At 50.4% G+C, this 18253-nt stretch carries 13 protein-coding genes and 1 tRNA gene; 10 read left to right on the forward strand and 4 right to left on the reverse strand.

Going from position 1 to position 18253, the window contains the following annotated elements; all coding sequences use genetic code 11:
• The first annotated feature begins 4 nt into the window (after positions 1–4).
• Together ACO0K8_RS15015 and ACO0K8_RS15020 are read left to right on the forward strand one after the other, a co-directional pair.
• Entirely contained in the window at positions 5–1162 is a 1158-nt protein-coding gene (locus ACO0K8_RS15015) for an ABC transporter permease (RefSeq protein ID WP_422947467.1), read from the forward strand.
• A 43-nt stretch (positions 1163–1205) separates the two neighbouring features.
• A complete protein-coding gene (locus ACO0K8_RS15020; RefSeq protein WP_422947468.1) occupies positions 1206–2375 on the forward strand; it encodes an ABC transporter permease in 1170 nt (389 codons plus the stop codon).
• 211 nt (positions 2376–2586) lie between these two features.
• Here ACO0K8_RS15020 and ACO0K8_RS15025 read toward each other — a convergent pair whose 3' ends face one another.
• The gene (locus ACO0K8_RS15025; RefSeq protein WP_422947469.1) at positions 2587–4866 is read right to left on the reverse strand and encodes a TonB-dependent receptor; all 2280 of its coding nucleotides are present in this window, start codon (positions 4864–4866) and stop codon (positions 2587–2589) included.
• A gap of 485 nt (positions 4867–5351) precedes the next feature.
• Here ACO0K8_RS15025 and ACO0K8_RS15030 point away from each other — a divergent pair, with 485 nt between their 5' ends.
• The 8 genes from ACO0K8_RS15030 (at position 5352) to ACO0K8_RS15065 (ending at position 14384) form a co-directional block, all read left to right on the forward strand.
• Positions 5352–6059 carry a glycine zipper 2TM domain-containing protein gene (locus ACO0K8_RS15030; protein WP_422947470.1) on the forward strand — a complete coding sequence of 236 codons (708 nt, stop codon included), beginning with the start codon at positions 5352–5354 and terminating at the stop codon, positions 6057–6059.
• 157 nt (positions 6060–6216) lie between these two features.
• Entirely contained in the window at positions 6217–6744 is a 528-nt protein-coding gene (locus ACO0K8_RS15035) for a DUF6622 family protein (RefSeq protein ID WP_422947471.1), read from the forward strand.
• A 195-nt stretch (positions 6745–6939) separates the two neighbouring features.
• Positions 6940–8175: an NAD(P)/FAD-dependent oxidoreductase gene (locus tag ACO0K8_RS15040; protein ID WP_422947472.1), complete on the forward strand. Its 1236-nt coding sequence runs from the start codon at positions 6940–6942 to the stop codon at positions 8173–8175.
• 188 nt (positions 8176–8363) lie between these two features.
• The gene (gene rpsU, locus ACO0K8_RS15045) at positions 8364–8576 is read left to right on the forward strand and encodes a 30S ribosomal protein S21 (RefSeq protein WP_005877634.1); all 213 of its coding nucleotides are present in this window, start codon (positions 8364–8366) and stop codon (positions 8574–8576) included.
• Between the two features lie 178 nt (positions 8577–8754).
• A complete protein-coding gene (locus tag ACO0K8_RS15050; RefSeq protein ID WP_422947473.1) occupies positions 8755–9204 on the forward strand; it encodes a GatB/YqeY domain-containing protein in 450 nt (149 codons plus the stop codon).
• A 24-nt stretch (positions 9205–9228) separates the two neighbouring features.
• Positions 9229–11019, forward strand: coding sequence for a DNA primase (dnaG, locus tag ACO0K8_RS15055; protein ID WP_422947474.1), 1791 nt, complete (start codon positions 9229–9231; stop codon positions 11017–11019).
• 375 nt (positions 11020–11394) lie between these two features.
• Positions 11395–14100: an RNA polymerase sigma factor RpoD gene (gene rpoD / locus ACO0K8_RS15060; protein WP_422947475.1), complete on the forward strand. Its 2706-nt coding sequence runs from the start codon at positions 11395–11397 to the stop codon at positions 14098–14100.
• Positions 14101–14306: 206 nt separating this feature from the next.
• Positions 14307–14384: transfer RNA gene (locus ACO0K8_RS15065), tRNA-Ile, on the forward strand.
• Between the two features lie 44 nt (positions 14385–14428).
• Here the strand turns inward: ACO0K8_RS15065 and ACO0K8_RS15070 are convergent.
• From ACO0K8_RS15070 to mobF, 3 genes are read right to left on the reverse strand one after another with little or no spacing between them, the layout of a single operon-like run.
• Positions 14429–15436, reverse strand: coding sequence for a tyrosine-type recombinase/integrase (locus ACO0K8_RS15070; protein WP_422947547.1), 1008 nt, complete (start codon positions 15434–15436; stop codon positions 14429–14431).
• Positions 15322–15654, reverse strand: a complete 333-nt coding sequence (locus tag ACO0K8_RS15075) for a helix-turn-helix domain-containing protein (protein ID WP_422947476.1) — start codon at positions 15652–15654, stop codon at positions 15322–15324. The genes ACO0K8_RS15070 and ACO0K8_RS15075 overlap by 115 nt, the downstream gene beginning before the upstream one ends.
• A 27-nt stretch (positions 15655–15681) precedes the next feature.
• Positions 15682–18252, reverse strand: coding sequence for a MobF family relaxase (gene mobF, locus ACO0K8_RS15080; protein WP_422947477.1), 2571 nt, complete (start codon positions 18250–18252; stop codon positions 15682–15684).
• Between the last annotated feature and the right edge of the window lies 1 nt (position 18253).

An 18253-nucleotide genomic window follows, 5' to 3' on the forward strand; every position in this document is an offset into this window, starting at 1 on the left:
GACCATGTTTATTTTTCGTCTGCTGCTCAAAAACGCTTTCCGGCATAAGCTGCGTACCTTGCTCACCATGCTGGGTCTGATCGTGGCGATCTGCGCGTTTGGCTTGCTGCGCACCATTATCGATGCCTGGTATGCCGGTGTGGACGGCACCTCAAGTACGCGCCTGATTACCCGCAATGCGATTTCGCTGACGTTTCCGCTGCCGCTCAATTATGCTGAGCGTTTAAAAACCGTTGAGGGCGTCACTGGCATCAGCTGGTCTAACTGGTTTGGTGGTATTTACATTACCGAGCGCAATTTCTTTCCGCAGTTTGCGGTCGAACCGGCCAGTTATCTGGCGCTGTATCCTGAATACGTGCTCAATGAGGACGAAAAAAAAGCCTTCATACTAGACCGTCAGGGCGCGATCGTCGGGCGCAAACTGGCCAATCAATATGGCTGGAAAATCGGCGATCAAATCCCGCTGCGCGGTACGATTTTCCCCGGCACCTGGACCTTTACCTTGCGCGGTATCTGGGATGGGGTAGACGCTAAAACCGACGAATCGCAGTTTCTGTTTCACTGGCAGTTTTTGGCGGAATCGGTACGCAAACGCAGCGCTAAAGGGGCAGATTATGTCGGTGTCTATGTAGTGCGCATCAATGAACCGAATAACGCGCCACTGATCTCAGAGCGTATCGATGCGCAATTTAAGAATTCGCTGGCAGAGACCTTGACCGAAACCGAGAAAGCGTTTCAGTTAGGTTTTGTTTCCATGAGCGAAGCCATCCTGGTGGCGATTAACGCCGTTAGTTTTGTGATCGTCATCATCATCATGGCCGTCATGGCCAATACCATGACGATGACGGCGCGTGAGCGCCTGGCTGAATACGCAACGCTCAAGGCGCTGGGGTTTTCACCTGGATTTGTGGTGAAACTCTTGTTTGGCGAGAGTCTGGTGATCGCCCTGATGGGCGGCGGGCTAGGCATGCTATTGACTTTGCCTATCGCTGCCGCTTTTGCTAAAGCCGTTGGTACTTTGTTTCCTAGTTTCGTGGTCTCGGAGACGACCATGGCACTGCAATTACTTGCCAGCGCGATAGTCGGCGTGGTGGCTGCCGCCTGGCCTGCCTGGAAAATGAGCCGCATCGATATCGTCAACGGCTTACGGCACGTTGCCTGAGGTCTTGCGCATGAACACGATATGAAAGCGACATGAAAACGACATGAAACAAATTCCTATCTCTTACATCGCTCGCAACCTCTGGGTACGCCGCGTAACTACGTTATTGACCGCTGGCGGCATGGCGTTGGTAGTGTTTGTGTTTGCCACGGTGCTGATGATGAGCGAGGGCATACGCGCCACCTTAGTGGCAACTGGTCAGGTCGATAATGTGCTGGTGCTGCGCAAGGGCGCAGGTGCCGAGATCAATAGCGGCATAGACCGGGGCCAAGCCGCCATCATCGAAAGCTTGCCCGGTATCGCGACCAACGGCAATGGTCTGCGCCTGCTCAGCAAGGAGCCGGTGGTGCTAAATAATCTGCCCAAGCGCAGCAATGGCAAACCGAGCAATGTGACGGTGCGCGGCACCTCGGCGCTGGCACTAGAATTGCGTCCGCAAGTGCAGCTAAAGCAAGGCCGTATGTTTCGGCCAGGCAGCTCGGAGATCATTGCGGGCCAAGCGATAGCTAGTGGTTTTCGTGGCGCGGGTTTGGGCGAGACTCTGCACTTCGCACAACGCGATTGGCTGGTGGTGGGTATTTTTGACTCAGGCAAGACTGGCTTCGACAGCGAGATCTGGGGCGATTCCGAGCAAATGATGGCAGCGTTCAGACGCAACGCTTACTCCACCATCGTGTTCCGTTTGGCCGATCAGTCTGCCTTCGATCACCTCAAAAGCGCGATCGAAGCCGACCAGCGTTTGCAAATCGAAGCTAAGCCAGAAATACAGTTTTATGCCGAGCAAAGCGAAGCGCTGGCCACCTTCATCCGCATCCTCGGGCTGAGTCTGTCGGTGATCTTTTCTATCGGTGCCGTGGTCGGTGCCATGATCACCATGTTTGCCGCCGTAGCGCAAAGAGTGGGCGAGATCGGGACTTTGCGCGCCCTGGGATTTCGGCGTACTGCCGTGTTATTGGCGTTTTTACTGGAATCTTTATTGCTGTCGCTGGTCGGTGGCCTGATCGGCTTGTTTGCCGCATCCTGGATGCAAACGGTCGATATCTCCACGACCAATTTCCAGACCTTTAGCGAGCTGGCATTTCAATTTAAGCTGACGCCGGAAATCGCCTTGAAAACTTTACTGTTCTCGCTATTCATGGGGTTTGTCGGCGGCTTCATCCCGTCCTGGCAAGCCGCCAGAATGAAGATCGTCGATTGCCTGCGCGCCAGCTGAAACCAGATAAGGTTTTACCAAGTGCCTGGCCGCACGCGCAATAAGCATGCGGGTTTCCAGCCAGTCTGGCTCGCAGGCCGCATGTGGTATGCGCGTTGGCGGTGGCTGCCTGCAAACCCGTATGGACGATGCGCACTGAGCCTATCCATAATTCGTTATCGCATAAAAAAAGCGCCGAAACATCCGGCGCTTTTTTTTATACAGTGAATGCTTAGAAATTCACTTTAAACTGCACGCCGTAGCTGCGCGGCTCGTTCAAAATACCGGTCAGATTATTGAAATCAATCGCCGCGATGACTTGCTGTTGATTGGTGATATTGCGGCCATAAGCAGCCACTTCGTATTTGCCATCAGCCCATTTATAACCTACGCGTAAACCACCTTCCAATAAGGATTTGGCAGTGTATTCCTTGGCTTCATACAAGAACATATTGTAGCTATCCTTGTAGGACCAGTCGGTGTAGGCATAGATCTCACCATCGCCCAAAGGTGCGTTGTAACGCAGCGTGAAGTTACCCACCCATTGCGGTGCGCGTGGTAACGGATTGCCACCGATTAGTACGGTACCCGCAACCGGTCCAGCTGGATTGGTCACGGTACAGCCGTTACCACAAGGAGCGACAAACAACTTGCCATCCTTGATCTCAGTATCGTTATAGCTCAGGCCAACGGTAGTCTTGAAGTAGCGGTTCAGGTTGGCTTGCAATTCTAATTCAAAGCCCTGGCCGCTGGCTTTTTCGGCATTCACCAATTTGTTTTGATTCACTGCGCCGCTGCCTGCCGTTAATTGCAGATCCTTGACATCGTAGTGAAATACCGTGGCGCTGATACGGGCGGTATTGTCGAATAAATCTTGCTTGATACCTGCCTCAAACGACATATTTTTCTCGGAATTGGCAACCGAAATATTGTCGCCAAACAGTACCCGACCTTGGATACTAGGAGCGCGATAACCGGTCGCTATACGACCATACACACTGGTGGCTTTGTTGACCGTGTAGTTGGCGCCCAGATCCCAGCTGACATTGGTGGATTCTGGATTTGCCGTCAATAATGGCGTGTTCTTGCCACCGAAAGGTGTCATGGTGCGTTGCGCATCAAAGTCTTTTTTGTCGCTGGTGTAACGAACGCCACCGCGCAGTTTTAGACTGTCTGTTAAAGCGTAGTTTAAGGAACCGAAAGTGGCCCAAGATTTAGCATTTTGATGCTGAAAAGCATAACCATCTTGTACATTACCGCCCAAAGAATTGAAGTCAAAACTGTCGACTTGTATTTTCTCGCTGAAGTAATACAGGCCCGCGATCCATTGCAAGGCATCTTTGGTATTTGACTCTAAGCGGAACTCTTGAGTCATTTGTTTCAGGTCCGGTAAGCCATCGGCGGTTTCTGCTGGGAACGGAATGAAACCAGGGCCCATGGTCGGCGCAAATGACGCGCCATATCCACCATCGACGTCAGCACGGCTATAAAATTTCGCCTTGTCGTAAGCGGTAATCGAATGCAACGACATGCCATCGAGATCCCAGCGCAGACGCATGCTGACGCCGCTAGAAGTCAGGGTCTGGGTATTGATACCGTCAGTAGGGTAACTGGCGTAATCGAAACCTGGTACCAGATCATTCGTGCCTTTTTTAATGATATTGGCGCGGAACAGAGTGGCGCTGCCGTCCATGTCACGTCCATGGGCATTGAAAAGAGCGCTGAAATTGCTGGTTTTGTACTGAAATTGCAGACGGGCCGCGTTATCGTGGTAACCCTCGAAATTTTTGGTGCCGGTGCTAAGTGGGTTGGTTACTCTATCATTGCGACTTTGTGCCTGGCCAGAAAAGCGCATGGCCCATTCTTTGTTCAATGGGACGTTGATGGCGCCTTCCAGGTTCACCGCCTTGTCATTGCCGTAACCGATGTTGGCATAGCCTTCAAAACGATTGCTCGGCTTGGCTGAGTCAAATTTAATCACACCAGCTGGCGAGTTGCGCCCAAACAGCGTGCCCTGTGGACCGCGCAAGACTTCGATCTGGTCTACGTCAAAGATAGGGAAGCCTTTTAGCATAGGACTTTCCTGCACCACGTCATCGTAGATCAGACCGACTGGTTGCGAAGCATTCAGATCGAAATCGGTATTGCCCAGACCACGGATGTAAAAACGCGGGAAGGAACGACCGAAATCGGATTCGACGTTCAGACTAGGAACGCGACTAGCCAGAAAACGGATGTCTTGACCGCTGGCGTTGTAAGTGTCCAGCGCTTCGCCTTTGATAGCGGAAATCGACAAAGGCACATCTTTCAGATTTTCTGAGCGACGTTGACCAGTAACGATCACTGTTTCCAGTTGTGTTGCCTGGTCTGAATCTGATTTCGCGCTTTGCGCAAAAGCTGCTGAAACTGGGAAGGCAGTGGCGAGCGCGATCGTGAGTAAAGTAAGCGTATGCTTCGTTGATCGAGGTGTGCTGCCGTCTGGGTGTGGCAAGCTAGGACTGGTATTACGCATGGGGTCAAACTCCGGTGGTGTGAATGACAAACATCTAAATGAGTGGGTGCGCCATTTTGGGGCGATTTATTAAGGTGCTCTAATGCTTAATTGGTGATTTATTAACAGCTAGCAATCCTTTGCGCAAACGTTTGCGTAGCCGATAAGTGTTTATCTCTTCTTGCTTGAGTCAAGTCAAGAATTTTCCTATGTGACGTTGATTTTTTTTAAGCGCAGACTTAATTCGTTGCGAATTGAAGACAATTTATGGTTGATTGATTATGTTTTCTCGGTGTGCAGCGATGCCAGCATTCGGAAATTTGTGCAAGCGCGCCTCTAAAGTGACGCACTGTTTTGTAGCAATTGTCATGTTCAATCGTAGCAATTAGTTGAGGTCATCCATTTTTACATTCACTTACAAAGTTGCCAATTTTAGGTCAACTCTTTACTGCATTGCAGCGTTTATTCAGGCATGCTGCACCCATTCATTTTTTTCAGGATTTACCATGACAGAGAACGCTACTTCTAAACGCATACACCCACTGGTCGCTGGTGCCGCCGTTTCCGTTATTTTAGTGAGCATGGTCGGCGTGGCAGCCATTACTGGTCTGCTTCCTAGTTCTAGCAGCACGCCCGCAGCTAATTTGCCTTTGGCCGCCTCGCTAGGGCCTAATGCGCAGCAGGGTGTGCCGGAATCTCAGTTGGCGTCAGCTGCAGAGCGTGAGACACAGCCCCAAGTTGCGCATGACGCAAATACAGAAAGCAAAAAAAATGCCAATCATGCAAGCAGCAAGCCTGTAAATCAACACGCGGCTAAGCCGGCTTATCAGTCTGACAATGGCTATGCAGCGAATTCAGCGCCAGTCCAGCAAATTTGCGAGTCTTGTGGCGTAGTTGAATCGGTGCGCGCAGTCGAGCACCAGGCAGAGCAGGGCAGTGGTCTAGGTGCTGTTGCCGGTGCGGTTTTAGGTGGCGTGCTAGGTAATCAGGTCGGCGGCGGAAATGGTCGTACCCTGGCAACAGTCGCTGGTGCTGTGGGCGGTGGTTATGCAGGGAATACAATAGAAAAACGCACTCACACTACGACCACTTATGAAGTCCGTGTCAAAATGGAAAATGGCAATACCCGCACCTTTACTCCGTCAACTCAGCCTGAATGGCATGCTGGTGACCGTGTCAGGGTGAATGACGGACGCTTGATTTCGCGCGGTTAATAATCTCAATGTAAGCGAAGCGCCGGCAGTGAGTTGGCGTTTCGCGCCGCCGGGCGACACTTTAAGTTCGGTAACTTCGCTTTGGTCGCAATTTACTCGCATCGACCAACCGCTGCAGGCAAACTGGGCTCCTTCATTCACTTCTAGGGACCACATCATGCTTGCTCAAATTCTCGCCAATACACCACGCTGGGTCTGGATTTTACTGATCGCTTTGTTGTACCTGGGGCTAAGCCAAACCCGCAATCGCAGCGTGTCCTTGAGAAAAATCACGATCATGCCGCTAGCCATGCTAGGTTTTTCATTATTCGGTATTTACAGCGCTTTCGGTAGTGGCTCCATGATTTTGCTGGCGTGGTTGGCTGCCGGCATTATCGTGTTTACCTCGATATTGAGTGTGCCCTTATCCGACGATGTCCGTTACGACGCCCAAACCAAGAAATTTGATCTGCCAGGAAGTTGGGTTCCGATGGCGCTTATTCTCGGAATTTTCTTTACGAAATACCTAGTCGGTGCGATCGCATCTAGTCATGCTGCGCTACTACATGAGTTGGGTTTTAGCCTGAGTTTCTCTGCGTTGTACGGGGCTTTCAGTGGCGCTTTTCTGGCGCGGGCTGCACGCTTTTGGCGCCTCGCCATGCAATCGCCAGATCTAAGCAGCGCACAAGCTGTCGTATCGTCATAATTTTCCAGTACCCTCGCCAGTGCGCATATTCCATGCGGCTTTCCGGCCTGCCTGCCCTGCAGCCCACATCCTGATTGCGTGTGCGGGCAGCCTGTTTTTTTATTGGAATTAGCTTGCTAGTAAGACGTAGGTACGAGTCGGCAAAGCTGAATCAGCTACAATCACGCCTGAATTCTATTTGAAGAAAAGCAGGCGATGACTAAGTTGGATACCAAGCTGGACAATAAGTTGGACAATAAGCATCATTACGATGTCGCAGTAGTTGGCGCCGGTGCTGCTGGAATGATGTGCGCGGCAGTGGCGGGCCAGCGCGGCTTGCGCGTGCTAGTGATCGATCACGCCAGTAAGTTGGCCGAAAAGATACGCATCTCTGGCGGCGGGCGCTGCAACTTCACCAATATAAATGCCGGACCGAATAATTTCATTTCTGAAAATCCGCATTTCTGCAAAAGCGCTTTATCGCGTTACACCGCGCAGGATTTTTTGAATTTGGTGAAGCGCTATAAAATTGCTTTTCACGAAAAACATAAAGGCCAATTGTTTTGTGATGAGAGTGCCGAAGACATTATTCGTATGCTCAAAACCGAATGCGATGTTGGTAAAGTCAACTGGCGTATGCCATGTAAAGTAATGCAAGTGCGCCAGGACGCTGCGGGCTTTGTTTTGGAAACCGAGCAAGGCGAGATACATGCTACCAAAGTGGTGATTGCCACCGGCGGTCTGTCCATCCCTAAAATTGGCGCTACCGATTTCTCATATAAAGTGGCGCAACAGTTCAATCTGAAAATCGTCGCACCACGCCCAGCCTTAGTGCCTCTGACTTTTGATGCGATAAGCTGGGAAGCCTTCGTTCCTCTATCTGGTATTTCGTTAGAGGTGGATATAGAGACTGGCGAAAAAAAGAACAAAGTGGTGTTTCGTGAGGATTTGTTGTTCACGCATCGCGGTTTATCTGGACCGGGCGTTTTGCAAATATCGAGCTTTTGGCAGGAGGGGCAGAGCATAAGGGTAAATTTATTGCCCGAAGTTGATCTCGCTCAGGATTTGATCGATGCTAAAACCACCAGCAAAAAAAATCTGGCAAATTTTTTATCCGCTTATCTGCCGGCGCGCTTGGTGGACGGTTTATTGCTGGCGCATGGCTTTGCTGGCGATTTGAAAATTGCGGATATGCAAGATAAACGACTGCGCCTGCTGGGTGAAAAAATCAACCGATGGGAGTTACTGCCGAATGGCTCTGAGGGGTATCGTAAGGCCGAAGTGACCAGAGGCGGTGTCGATACGCTGGAATTATCGCAGCAAAGCATGATGGTAAATAAAGTCCACGGCTTATACTTTATCGGTGAAGCGGTTGATGTCACCGGTTGGTTGGGAGGGTATAACTTTCAGTGGGCCTGGGCCTCAGGGGTTGCTGCCGGCCTGGCAATTTAGTGAATGACATGCTCTGGGTGGGCCCAGGAGAATAATTATTTTCGTTCTTCTGGCGCTATATCCTAGAGTGATTTTTCGGATTTTCGATGTGGGGTATTTGAGTAAGATTTAATCAATCTACTTCCCTATTTTAGAATTTACTGCTATTATCTCTTTCTTCCTATAATTTTTCATTGGTTCGAACTTACATGACCACAATTCGCCTTAAAGAAAACGAGCCGTTCGAAGTCGCAATGCGTCGCTTCAAGCGTACCATCGAAAAGACCGGTCTGTTGACCGAATTGCGTGCGCGCGAGTTCTACGAAAAGCCAACTGCAGAGCGCAAGCGCAAGCTGGCTGCCGCAGTTAAGCGTCACTACAAACGTATTCGTAGTCAGCAATTGCCTAAGAAGATGTATTAATTCAGAATTGCTACCAAGGTTTTCCTTGGCGCTTTTCATGTCTTAGTCTTCATTAGACTTGCATGCCCGCTCCGGTTTACCGCAGCGGGCATTATCATTTATATTTACTATTTTTGTTCGCTTACCTCGTGATTGGCTGAGGCGGCGGGGCTAAAAAAATACTTTTTCAGAGGATACTATGAGCTTAAAAGATCAGATCACCGAAGACATGAAATCAGCTATGCGCGCCAAGGAAGCAGTGAAATTAGGCACGATACGCCTGATTACTGCAGCCATGAAGCAAAAAGAGGTCGATGAGCGCATAGAGTTGACCGATGCCTTGGTATTGGCAATTATTGAAAAAATGATCAAACAGCGCAAAGATTCAATTAGTCAGTTTGAGGCTGGCGGTCGCCAGGATTTGGCGGATATAGAAAAAGCTGAATTAGCGATTTTGTCTGCGTATATGCCAGCCGGTTTGAGCGAGGCCGAAATGCAAGCGGCGGTGATTGCGGCGGTGCAGGAAACTGGCGCAACGGGCCCGCAGGATATGGGTAAATTGATGGCAGCACTCAAGCCTAAACTCGCTGGGCGCGCCGATATGGCGGTGGTTTCAGCGCTGGTGAAGGCTGCGTTGGCAGCGCGTTGATTTTGCTATTAGAGAGACCTTAGTTTGATTCCTCAAACTTTCATTCAGGATTTGCTGGCGCGCGTCGACATCGTTGATGTGGTGGGTAAATATGTGCAGCTCAAAAAAAGCGGCGCAAACTTCATGGGTTTGTGTCCCTTTCATAATGAAAAATCTCCCAGTTTTACGGTGAGTCCGACTAAGCAGTTTTATCACTGCTTTGGTTGTGGTGCGCATGGCACTTCGATCGGCTTCCTGATGGAGTATTCAGGAATGAATTTCGTTGATGCCGTAAAGGATTTAGCGCAAAACAATGGCATGATTGTCCCTGAGGATGATCGTATGCTGCCCGCGCAACGCGCCGAAGTCAATGCAAAGAGCCTGGCTTTAAGCGATGTTATGACTCGGGCTTGTGAGTTTTATCGCCAGGCTTTGCGAGGCGCTGAACCAGCGGTTGCCTATCTAAAACGGCGCGGTTTGACGGGTGAAATCGCGGCTCGTTTTGGTATGGGTTATGCACCCGATGGTTGGGATAGCTTGCGTAGCGTATTTCCGGATTATGCCTCTCCAGCATTGGTTGAGGCGGGTTTGGTTATTGATAAAAGCGATGAAGATAATTCCAATCGCAAGCGTTACGATCGCTTTCGCGAACGCATTATGTTTCCGATTCGCAATACTAAAGGCCAGGTTATAGGATTTGGTGGTCGTATCCTGGATCAGGGTGAACCTAAATATCTGAATTCGCCCGAGACGCCTCTGTTTCAAAAAGGCTATGAGCTGTACGGTCTGTTTGAGGCGCGACAAGCGATACGTGATGCCGGATATGTCCTGGTTACTGAAGGATATATGGATGTTGTGGCATTGGCGCAGTTAGGGTTTCCGCAAGTGGTGGCGACTCTGGGTACGGCTTGTACGCCAACTCATGTGCAAAAGTTATTACGTCAAACTGATCACGTCATTTTTAGTTTTGATGGCGATAAGGCCGGGCGGCGTGCAGCGCGCCGGGCCTTGGATGCTTGCTTGCCGCACGTGAATGACAATAAGGTGATTAAATTTCTATTCTTGCCTACTGAGCATGATCCGGATAGTTATGTGCGTCAGTTTGGTACTGACGCCTTTGAGGCTCAGGTGCAAGATGCGATGCCTTTGTCGGAATTTTTTATTAAAGAAGTTGTCGGTGACAGTGATTTGGCAACGGCAGAGGGGCGGGCTAGGGCGCAATTTGACGCGAAACCCCTTTTGCAGCAAATGGCTGCATCTAGTTTGCGCTTGCAGATGGTGCGCAGTTTAGCGCAGATGACGCAGACCACACCGGCGGAAGTGGAGGCATTGTTTGAGTTGGTGCAACCGGTGGCGCGCGCGAAACTGGCTCCGCCCAAAAATAAGCGTAGTGCACCTGTGGGTTTGGAGCGTCAGGTCATGCGCATTTTGGTGGCGCATCCTTCGTTGGCGAGCATGTTGACTGATGCAACCCTTGCGGATGCTGCAATGTTAGCGCCGGATGGAGCTGAAATGTTGATGCAGTTGGTTGGGGTGGCGCAGCAGATGGGCGAGCAAGCCAATTTTGCCGCATTGGCAGAGAATTTACGAACTACGGGTTCGGACTATGATCAATTGATTGCTGAAATCGCGGAGCAAACTGAAACTGAATTTGATGTAGTGAAGTTGGAGTTGGCCGGGGCTTTGCGTCAAATTAGCCATCAAGTATTGAAAAAAGAAAGTGAACAATTGGCCGCCTCAGGTCTGGCGGATCCTGTGCGCGCAGCTCGTTACCGCGAGATAATTCAATTGCAAAGTGCCATCCGGAGAGAGGCTGAGGCCGAAACGGCGCGTTAATCATGCTCAAGTACTTATGTTAAAAAGCGTTTAGTTAGATAGGATTTATTGTTTTTTAGTTAGTGTTTTACCTTAGTTGCGGCTCGGGGCTAGAGAAAATTTCCACCACGTGCTACAATTAAAGGCTTTCGATTCAAGGTCTTAGGTTGTTTTCGTTCTGCACGTGACCTTTCGGGTCATCGTTTGGGATGTGTTGTTTAGGTGAGCATGTGCTCCTCCGAGTAACCCAAAACACTGGCGCTGAGACTCTGGTAGTCTGACATTGAAAAATTTATTGCGCTGTACTGCAGGTCGCCAGACCTGAAGGCAGTGCATTATTTTTTATGCTGCGGGCTAAATCTCGGTTCCTGTTGGTTTGATTCAATGGCTAACGCAATGAAGAAACCCGCAAAAAAACTGGCATCTTTAACTGCACCGACTACAGAAAAAGTTGCTGCTATCAAGCCTGCAAGCAAGATGACTCCGAAATCTGCCGCAGCTGCGGCGGTTGACAAGCTCGTCCCAAAAAAGATGCCGGCAACAGGCGCAGTGAAGTCGTCCCCGCTTAAATTAGCTGCTAAAAAAGAACTTGCGAAAGATGTTAAAGCGCCTAAAGTGATAAAGACAGCAGTGGCGCGGTCGGTGGCTAAAGTCGCAAGTGATGTGGTTAAGACGGCAAGTAATATCAGTCAAGAACCAAAACCAGTTTCCAAAGTAGTCAAGCCAACTGGCAAGGAAATACAAGGCAAGAATGCAAAGCCAGCGGCGAAGCAAGCGCAAGAGCTTATAGCTCATACTTCAGGCAGGCAAACAGGTAAAAATGCAGACAAGCCACAAACTGCACCATTGAAAGCTTCTGTGACAATTAACAAAACCGACTCAAAGACCGTGATCAAGCCAACCAAGAGTTCAGCTAAGACTGAAAAAACACCAGAAGTGCAAGAGATTAAGACTGGTTCAGCTCCAACTGTAAGCCAGACTACCGATGCCGCTGTGTTGGCTGCTATTGATACTTCCGGCTATATTTTGCCTGGTGTTAAAGTGCCTGGTCGCCGTGGTCGTAAGCCTAAAGAATATCAGCCTGAGAATGAAGAGATGGCCGCGCTGAATGCTGTTGAGCGCGCAGAGATGAAGGCCATCGATAAAGCAAAAGCGAAAGATCGCAAAGCCAAAGAGAAAGCCTTGCTTAAAGATGCATTTTCAGCCGATCCAGAGACCACTGAAGAAGAATTAGAGCGTCGCCGTCAAAAACTCAAAACCCTGATTAAATTAGGGAAAGATCGTGGCTATCTGACGTTTGCCGAAATCAACGATCATTTACCTGAAAACGTTTTTGATCCGGAAGCGATCGAAGGGATTATCGGTACTTTCAATGATATGGGTGTCGCGGTGTATGAGCGCGCACCAGATGCTGAGGCTCTACTCTTATCCGATAATGTCGTTACTGTTACCAGTGATGATGATGAAGTTGAAGCAGCTGCCGAAGCGGCTTTGTCCACAGTCGATTCTGATTTTGGTCGCACCACTGATCCTGTGCGCATGTATATGCGTGAAATGGGCACAGTAGAGTTGCTGACGCGCGAAGGCGAGATCGTTATCGCGAAGAAAATTGAAGAAGGTCTGAAGGACATGATACAGGCGATCTCTGCCTGTCCTACTACCATTGCTGAAATCCTGACTGCTGCCGAACGTATTGCTAACGACGAAATCAAAATTGACGATATCGTCGATGGTTTAGTTGATCCGAATGCGGTCGAAGAAGTAGTCGTTAAGCCTGTCGTCGTAGTCGCTGAGGTCAGTGAAGAGGACGAAGAGGAAGAGGAAGAAGAAGAGGAAGAAGACGATGAGGGTGTCGAAGATGCTGCTGGCGTCTCAGCGGAGCAATTAGCTCAAATGCGACGCGATGCCCTTGCGAAATTCGATATTATTTCTGTTAATTTCGATAAAATGCGTAAAGCCTTTGAAAAAGAAGGCTATAACTCGAAAACTTATGTCAAGGCACAAGAAGCGATTTCCAATGAACTTCTGGGGATACGTTTTACGGCCAAAGTCGTAGAAAAATTATGCGATACCTTGCGCGGTCAAGTAGATGAAGTGCGTCACGTAGAGAAACAAATACTCGATGTTGCAGTGAATCGTTGCAATATGCCACGCGCTCATTTTATCAAGGTCTTTCCTGGGAATGAAACTAATCTGAATTGGGTCGTTGCTGAAGTCAATGCCGGGCACTCTTATAGTGCGATACTTGGGCGCAATGTGCCAACTGTGCAGCAATTGCAGCAAAAACTCATAGATTTGCAAGTACGTGTGGTCTTGCCTTTGCCTGATCTGCGCAGCATCAATAAAAAGATGTCGGCCGGTGAAATGAAGGCGCGCCGAGCCAAGCGTGAAATGACCGAGGCCAATTTACGTCTGGTTATTTCTATCGCGAAAAAATATACCAACCGTGGTTTGCAATTTCTTGATTTGATTCAAGAAGGTAATATCGGTTTGATGAAGGCGGTCGATAAATTTGAATATCGCCGCGGCTACAAATTTTCTACCTATGCCACGTGGTGGATACGTCAGGCGATCACGCGTTCGATTGCGGATCAGGCGCGTACCATACGTATTCCAGTGCATATGATAGAGACCATTAATAAGATGAATCGTATCTCTCGGCAAATTTTGCAGGAAACCGGCGCTGAGCCTGATCCTGCAACTTTGGCGATCAAGATGGAAATGCCTGAAGAGAAAATACGTAAGATCATGAAGATCGCCAAAGAGCCGATCTCCATGGAAACGCCTATCGGTGACGACGACGATTCTCATTTGGGTGACTTCATTGAAGACAATCATACGTTGGCACCAGCGGACGCGGCATTGCACGCTTCCATGCGTAATGTTGTGAAAGATGTTTTGGATTCCCTGACACCACGCGAAGCGAAAGTATTGCGTATGCGCTTCGGCGTTGAAATGTCTACCGATCACACTTTAGAAGAAGTCGGTAAACAGTTTGATGTGACGCGTGAGCGTATACGTCAAATAGAAGCAAAGGCCTTACGTAAGCTGCGTCATCCTTCACGTTCGGATAAGCTCAAGAGCTTCCTCGAAGGTAATTAACGCGACTGAATTTTCATTGCTTGGTGCTGCCAAGGTCCTATTCGTGCGGCACCAGTTTACGCGGTTTATCTCCCGCTATGTCAGCTCAGGGCTTGTGCTGATGCTATGAAATGTAATACAATGAGGGCTGAATTTTTTATAGCTTCAATTCGTTTTCTCTACTAAATCATTTAGTTCAAATTAAGTAAAAAACAGCTAAAAAAAATGGGCCTCTAGCTCATGTTGGTTAGAGCAGCGGACTCATAATCCGTTGGTACCGTGTTCGACTCACGGGAGGCCCACCAGAATATGTAGTAAAAACAAAGGGTTGCAGAGATGCACCCCTTTGTCATTTCTGCTCTTGTGACGAAATTGTGCCATAGAGTAGAGAGCCAACCACATCAGCGTGTTTCGACATTTGCGCTGGGGCTAAATGTGCGTACCTCCGCACCATTTCCGTGGACTTCCAACCGCCCATTTCCTGCAAGTCATACATAGGCGTGCCATTTTGCACTAGCCAACTTGCCCATGTATGCCGCAGGTCATGCCACCGAAAATTTTCAATCCCAGCACGTTTCAATGCTTCACGCCACGTTGTCGTGTTGATGTAGTTGATTGGCTTCCCAGCGTAGGTAAATACGCGTTCTTCATGCTTACCTAGCTGCCGTTGTAGTAGCTCAACTCCGAATTTACTCAATGAGATGTGAAGGTCTTCGTTTCCTTTCGCTTTATCGGCAGGTATCCATGCTGTATGCCTGAGTAAGTCAACTTGTTCCCAAGTCAGTCCCAGAATATTGGCTTGTCTTAATCCTGTCGATAGTGCAAAAAGTGTCGTATCTCGTTGATGCTGTGGAAGCTCTTGGCGCAATAAATTAACTTGCTCTGGAGTGATCCACCTCACGCGTCGTTTTGTTTCTTTGTATAGCCTTACCTTGGGTGCTTTTTCAATCCACTCCCACTCATAGCAGGCTTTACGAAGAATGGCCCTGATCAACGCTAAAAAACGATTTGCAGTTGCGCCACTTGATGCCAGTCTCTTTTTTTCACCAATTGCCGCAATTTCTTCACGTCCAATTTCTGCAAGAACACGACCTCTAAGAAATTGTTGAAGCCAAACCAATTTTCTAGCGTCTTCTAAATGCGTTTTTTTATGGCTCGTTTCGATTAACCATTGGCGTCCAGCGTCATCCCATAAGTATTTGCGCTTGTCGCCAAGTTTTTCAACTCGCCATGTCTCAGCCTTTAGCTTGTCGTGTAATTCTTGTGCTTGGATTTTGTTACTTGTTCCAGCAGAACGTCTAATGCGCTCGCCTGCTGGCGTGGTGAAATCGACCCACCACGTGTTACCGCGTTTGATAAGTGACATGATTGTTGCTCCTTTCGTGGAGTCACTTGCAACGCTTGCCGAGGTACAGCATATAACGAACGTACATACTCGGCAAGATCGTCCTCAAGAAAGATCCATGATTTCCCCGGTTTCGCACCAGGGAGTAGGCCCAATTTGGCGCGACGACGCACTTCCTCTGGGTGCATCTTGAGGAATGAAGCCGCTTCAATTAGGTCAAATGTGCGCATAGTGAGTGATAGATTGGCTTGTTTTTACTAGATTTCCAAGCCATGCGATTGAACATCTAATGCTGCTTCATTTTCTATTTCTCGACTCATTGCAAACGGCAATAGGTCGCGGTCGTCGGTATATATTTGTGCTTGATTTCGAGCGCGACTGATAGCAACATAGAATGTGTTTTCATTCGCAGTCAAGCTATGTGCATCTGCTTCAATCAATACTCTATTGCAGGTTTGCCCCTGACTGGCATACACCGTTGAACAGTACCCATGATCCAGTGCCAAAGGCCGTCGACCATCAAGTACCACCGTGCGCCCATCATCAAATTGCAAGGTCAACGTTTGCCTTTCCGCTGCGATGTCGCTCACTCGCGCCAGGTCGCCGTTGACCAGGCCGCGCGTGCGGTCGTTGGCGGTAACGCGCACCAGGTCACCAACTGCCAGCGAGCGCTTCACCGGCACATATCCGGTCAGCTTAGTGGTCAGCGCCGGCTTCCATGAAACACGTGAACCATCGCCTCGTTCGAGCATGATGCAGTGATCCAGCCGCTCCACCACAGCAGCCGTCTCGCCGCGCTTCATTCCCAACGAGGGGTAATCCATTTCCGCCAGCACCAGGTCGGCCGCCTCATAGCTAAGAATCGAACGCGCCTGCTGCGCCGTCAGGTCCTTACGATCTAGCAGTACGAAATCGTGGCCTTGCTCCGTCATGCCCAGCTTGGCCTGGATGCAGCGGTTAATCTCGGCACGTGCGTAACGCGTGCCGGCAATAACACGGGTCGCTGCACGTTCCGATTCTGACAAAGTTACATAATCGCTGGCAATGCGCTCGAAACGGTCTGACGCTTTGATGATCTCAATGATGTGTTTGTCCAACACTTCAATGGCCATAGAGGTCTGGCCGTCCACTGCCAATTCGACCGCGTGTTTCAGTAGTTGATTTTTCTGGCGCTGGATCTGGCTGACGGCAGCGGTGTGCATGCCGTGTGCCTGCAACTGCGCAAACGGCTTGCCAGCTTCCACCGACTGTAACTGCGCCGTGTCTCCGACCAAGACGACCCGGCAACCAGCGGCTGCGGCTTCACTGAGAATCGCGTGCATCTGACGGCTGGAGGCCATACCGGCTTCATCAACAATGAGTAGCGTGCGGGCGTCGAGCTTCTTTGCTTCCCGATGGCTGAATGCTGCAATCGTTTCCGCATCGATACCAGCACCGGCCAACTCACGCGCAGCACTGGCGCTCGGAGCCAGTCCCTTGACGATATAGCCGCACGCGCCCGCCTGCTCGGCTGCAATTTTAAGCAAGGTCGTTTTTCCGACGCCGGCGCGCCCCTGGATACCGATGATCTGGTTAGCCGTCAGCAGGACGCCCAGCGCGGCATCACGCTGCCCATCGGACAAGCCTGCCATTTGTTCAACCAACGTCGTGCGCTCGCCCTGGTAGATGGGGCTTAATGTCGCTCTCCCTCTTTTTTCAATGTTCAGGATATCGCGCTCTAGTTGCTGTGCTTCTGGTGTGGTGTAGCGCTCGCCTTCCCGCACCACCTGACCAGATCGGATCGCATCCTTTAGTGCCTTCTCAATGTCGCTTAAGGTTGCAACGCCCACGCCGCGCTCCAACGCAGTTTGGACGATGCCCTGTTGGCTAAACACGGATTGCCGCTCACTGACATGCGCGAGCGCTTGAACCAATATCGCTTTGGCATCCGGTTCAATGTTCAGGCTAGCGGCTGGTACCGGCACACTGTAGTCGATGCCTTGCGCTGCGCTCAAGTTATTCCACTCCTGGCGCAGGTCAGCTCGAGCCACAGCAGTTTTTTTTTCACGTGTGCGCACGGCCACCATTTTCTTGTCCCACGCGCTGGCCTCACTGCGCGCCAAACCATGATGCGTTTTCAAATACGCCTCGATGGCGGCGCTGCGCTGGCTGAAGGCTTTCACCTGGCGCTCGTTGATGTGACCAAGCTCGAAGCGCCCGTCAATGTGGGTCAGGCGCACCGTATAGCCAAGCACTTGCAGTTCACGCGCCAGCTCGGCGCGGTACAGTGCACCGAGCAGCATCTTGTGGCGGTAGATCGCCTCGTTATTGCTCGCCCGCCACTGCCCATCGGCGCGCCGTGTCGCGTTGATCATCACGCAATGCGTATGCAGTTGCGGGTCGCAAGCGCGGCTCAAGTCGTGATTGAAACGTGCCACCACCAGATTGCCGGTACGCTCGCTGCGCGTGATACCGTTCTCGGTAACGCGGCAGGCGACCAGGGTTTCAGCATAAGCCAGCGCCCGGTCTACGGCCAGACGATGCGCCTCAATGATGCGCCGGTCGCCACCGACCAACGCTTGGAGACTGACCGACTTTGGCGCACTAAAAGTGCCATCAGTAGCACCTCGCCTGCCCGCTGCAGCGTGGTGCAGAGTTCCTCCATTGGGTAGCCGACCATCGAGTAGTGCGGCGAATTCGCCCGAGCTCACTGCGCCTTGCAATCCCAGGTTGGTAGCACCAATTCCCCACCATTCACTCGGGCCATGGTCGCCCGTGTAGTAATCGTCGGCCGCTTCGTAGTAGCTGGCGGCCGTGCCGCCGTTTCCGACATTCGATAGACTCAACATA

This window comes from Undibacterium sp. Ren11W, assembly GCF_049340485.1.
In the GTDB taxonomy this organism is placed as follows: domain Bacteria; phylum Pseudomonadota; class Gammaproteobacteria; order Burkholderiales; family Burkholderiaceae_D; genus Undibacterium.

Bases quoted from the DNA above. Each gene is read 5' to 3' on its own strand.
- ACO0K8_RS15015 (WP_422947467.1), top strand. From the start codon at position 5: ATGTTTATTTTTCGTCTGCTGCTCAAAAACGCTTTCCGGCATAAGCTG.
- ACO0K8_RS15020 (WP_422947468.1), top strand. From the start codon at position 1,206: ATGAAACAAATTCCTATCTCTTACATCGCTCGCAACCTCTGGGTACGC.
- ACO0K8_RS15025 (WP_422947469.1), bottom strand. From the start codon at position 4,866: ATGCGTAATACCAGTCCTAGCTTGCCACACCCAGACGGCAGCACACCT.
- ACO0K8_RS15030 (WP_422947470.1), top strand. From the start codon at position 5,352: ATGACAGAGAACGCTACTTCTAAACGCATACACCCACTGGTCGCTGGT.
- ACO0K8_RS15035 (WP_422947471.1), top strand. From the start codon at position 6,217: ATGCTTGCTCAAATTCTCGCCAATACACCACGCTGGGTCTGGATTTTA.
- ACO0K8_RS15040 (WP_422947472.1), top strand. From the start codon at position 6,940: ATGACTAAGTTGGATACCAAGCTGGACAATAAGTTGGACAATAAGCAT.
- rpsU (WP_005877634.1), top strand. From the start codon at position 8,364: ATGACCACAATTCGCCTTAAAGAAAACGAGCCGTTCGAAGTCGCAATG.
- ACO0K8_RS15050 (WP_422947473.1), top strand. From the start codon at position 8,755: ATGAGCTTAAAAGATCAGATCACCGAAGACATGAAATCAGCTATGCGC.
- rpoD (WP_422947475.1), top strand. From the start codon at position 11,395: ATGAAGAAACCCGCAAAAAAACTGGCATCTTTAACTGCACCGACTACA.
- ACO0K8_RS15075 (WP_422947476.1), bottom strand. From the start codon at position 15,654: ATGCGCACATTTGACCTAATTGAAGCGGCTTCATTCCTCAAGATGCAC.
- mobF (WP_422947477.1), bottom strand. From the start codon at position 18,252: ATGTTGAGTCTATCGAATGTCGGAAACGGCGGCACGGCCGCCAGCTAC.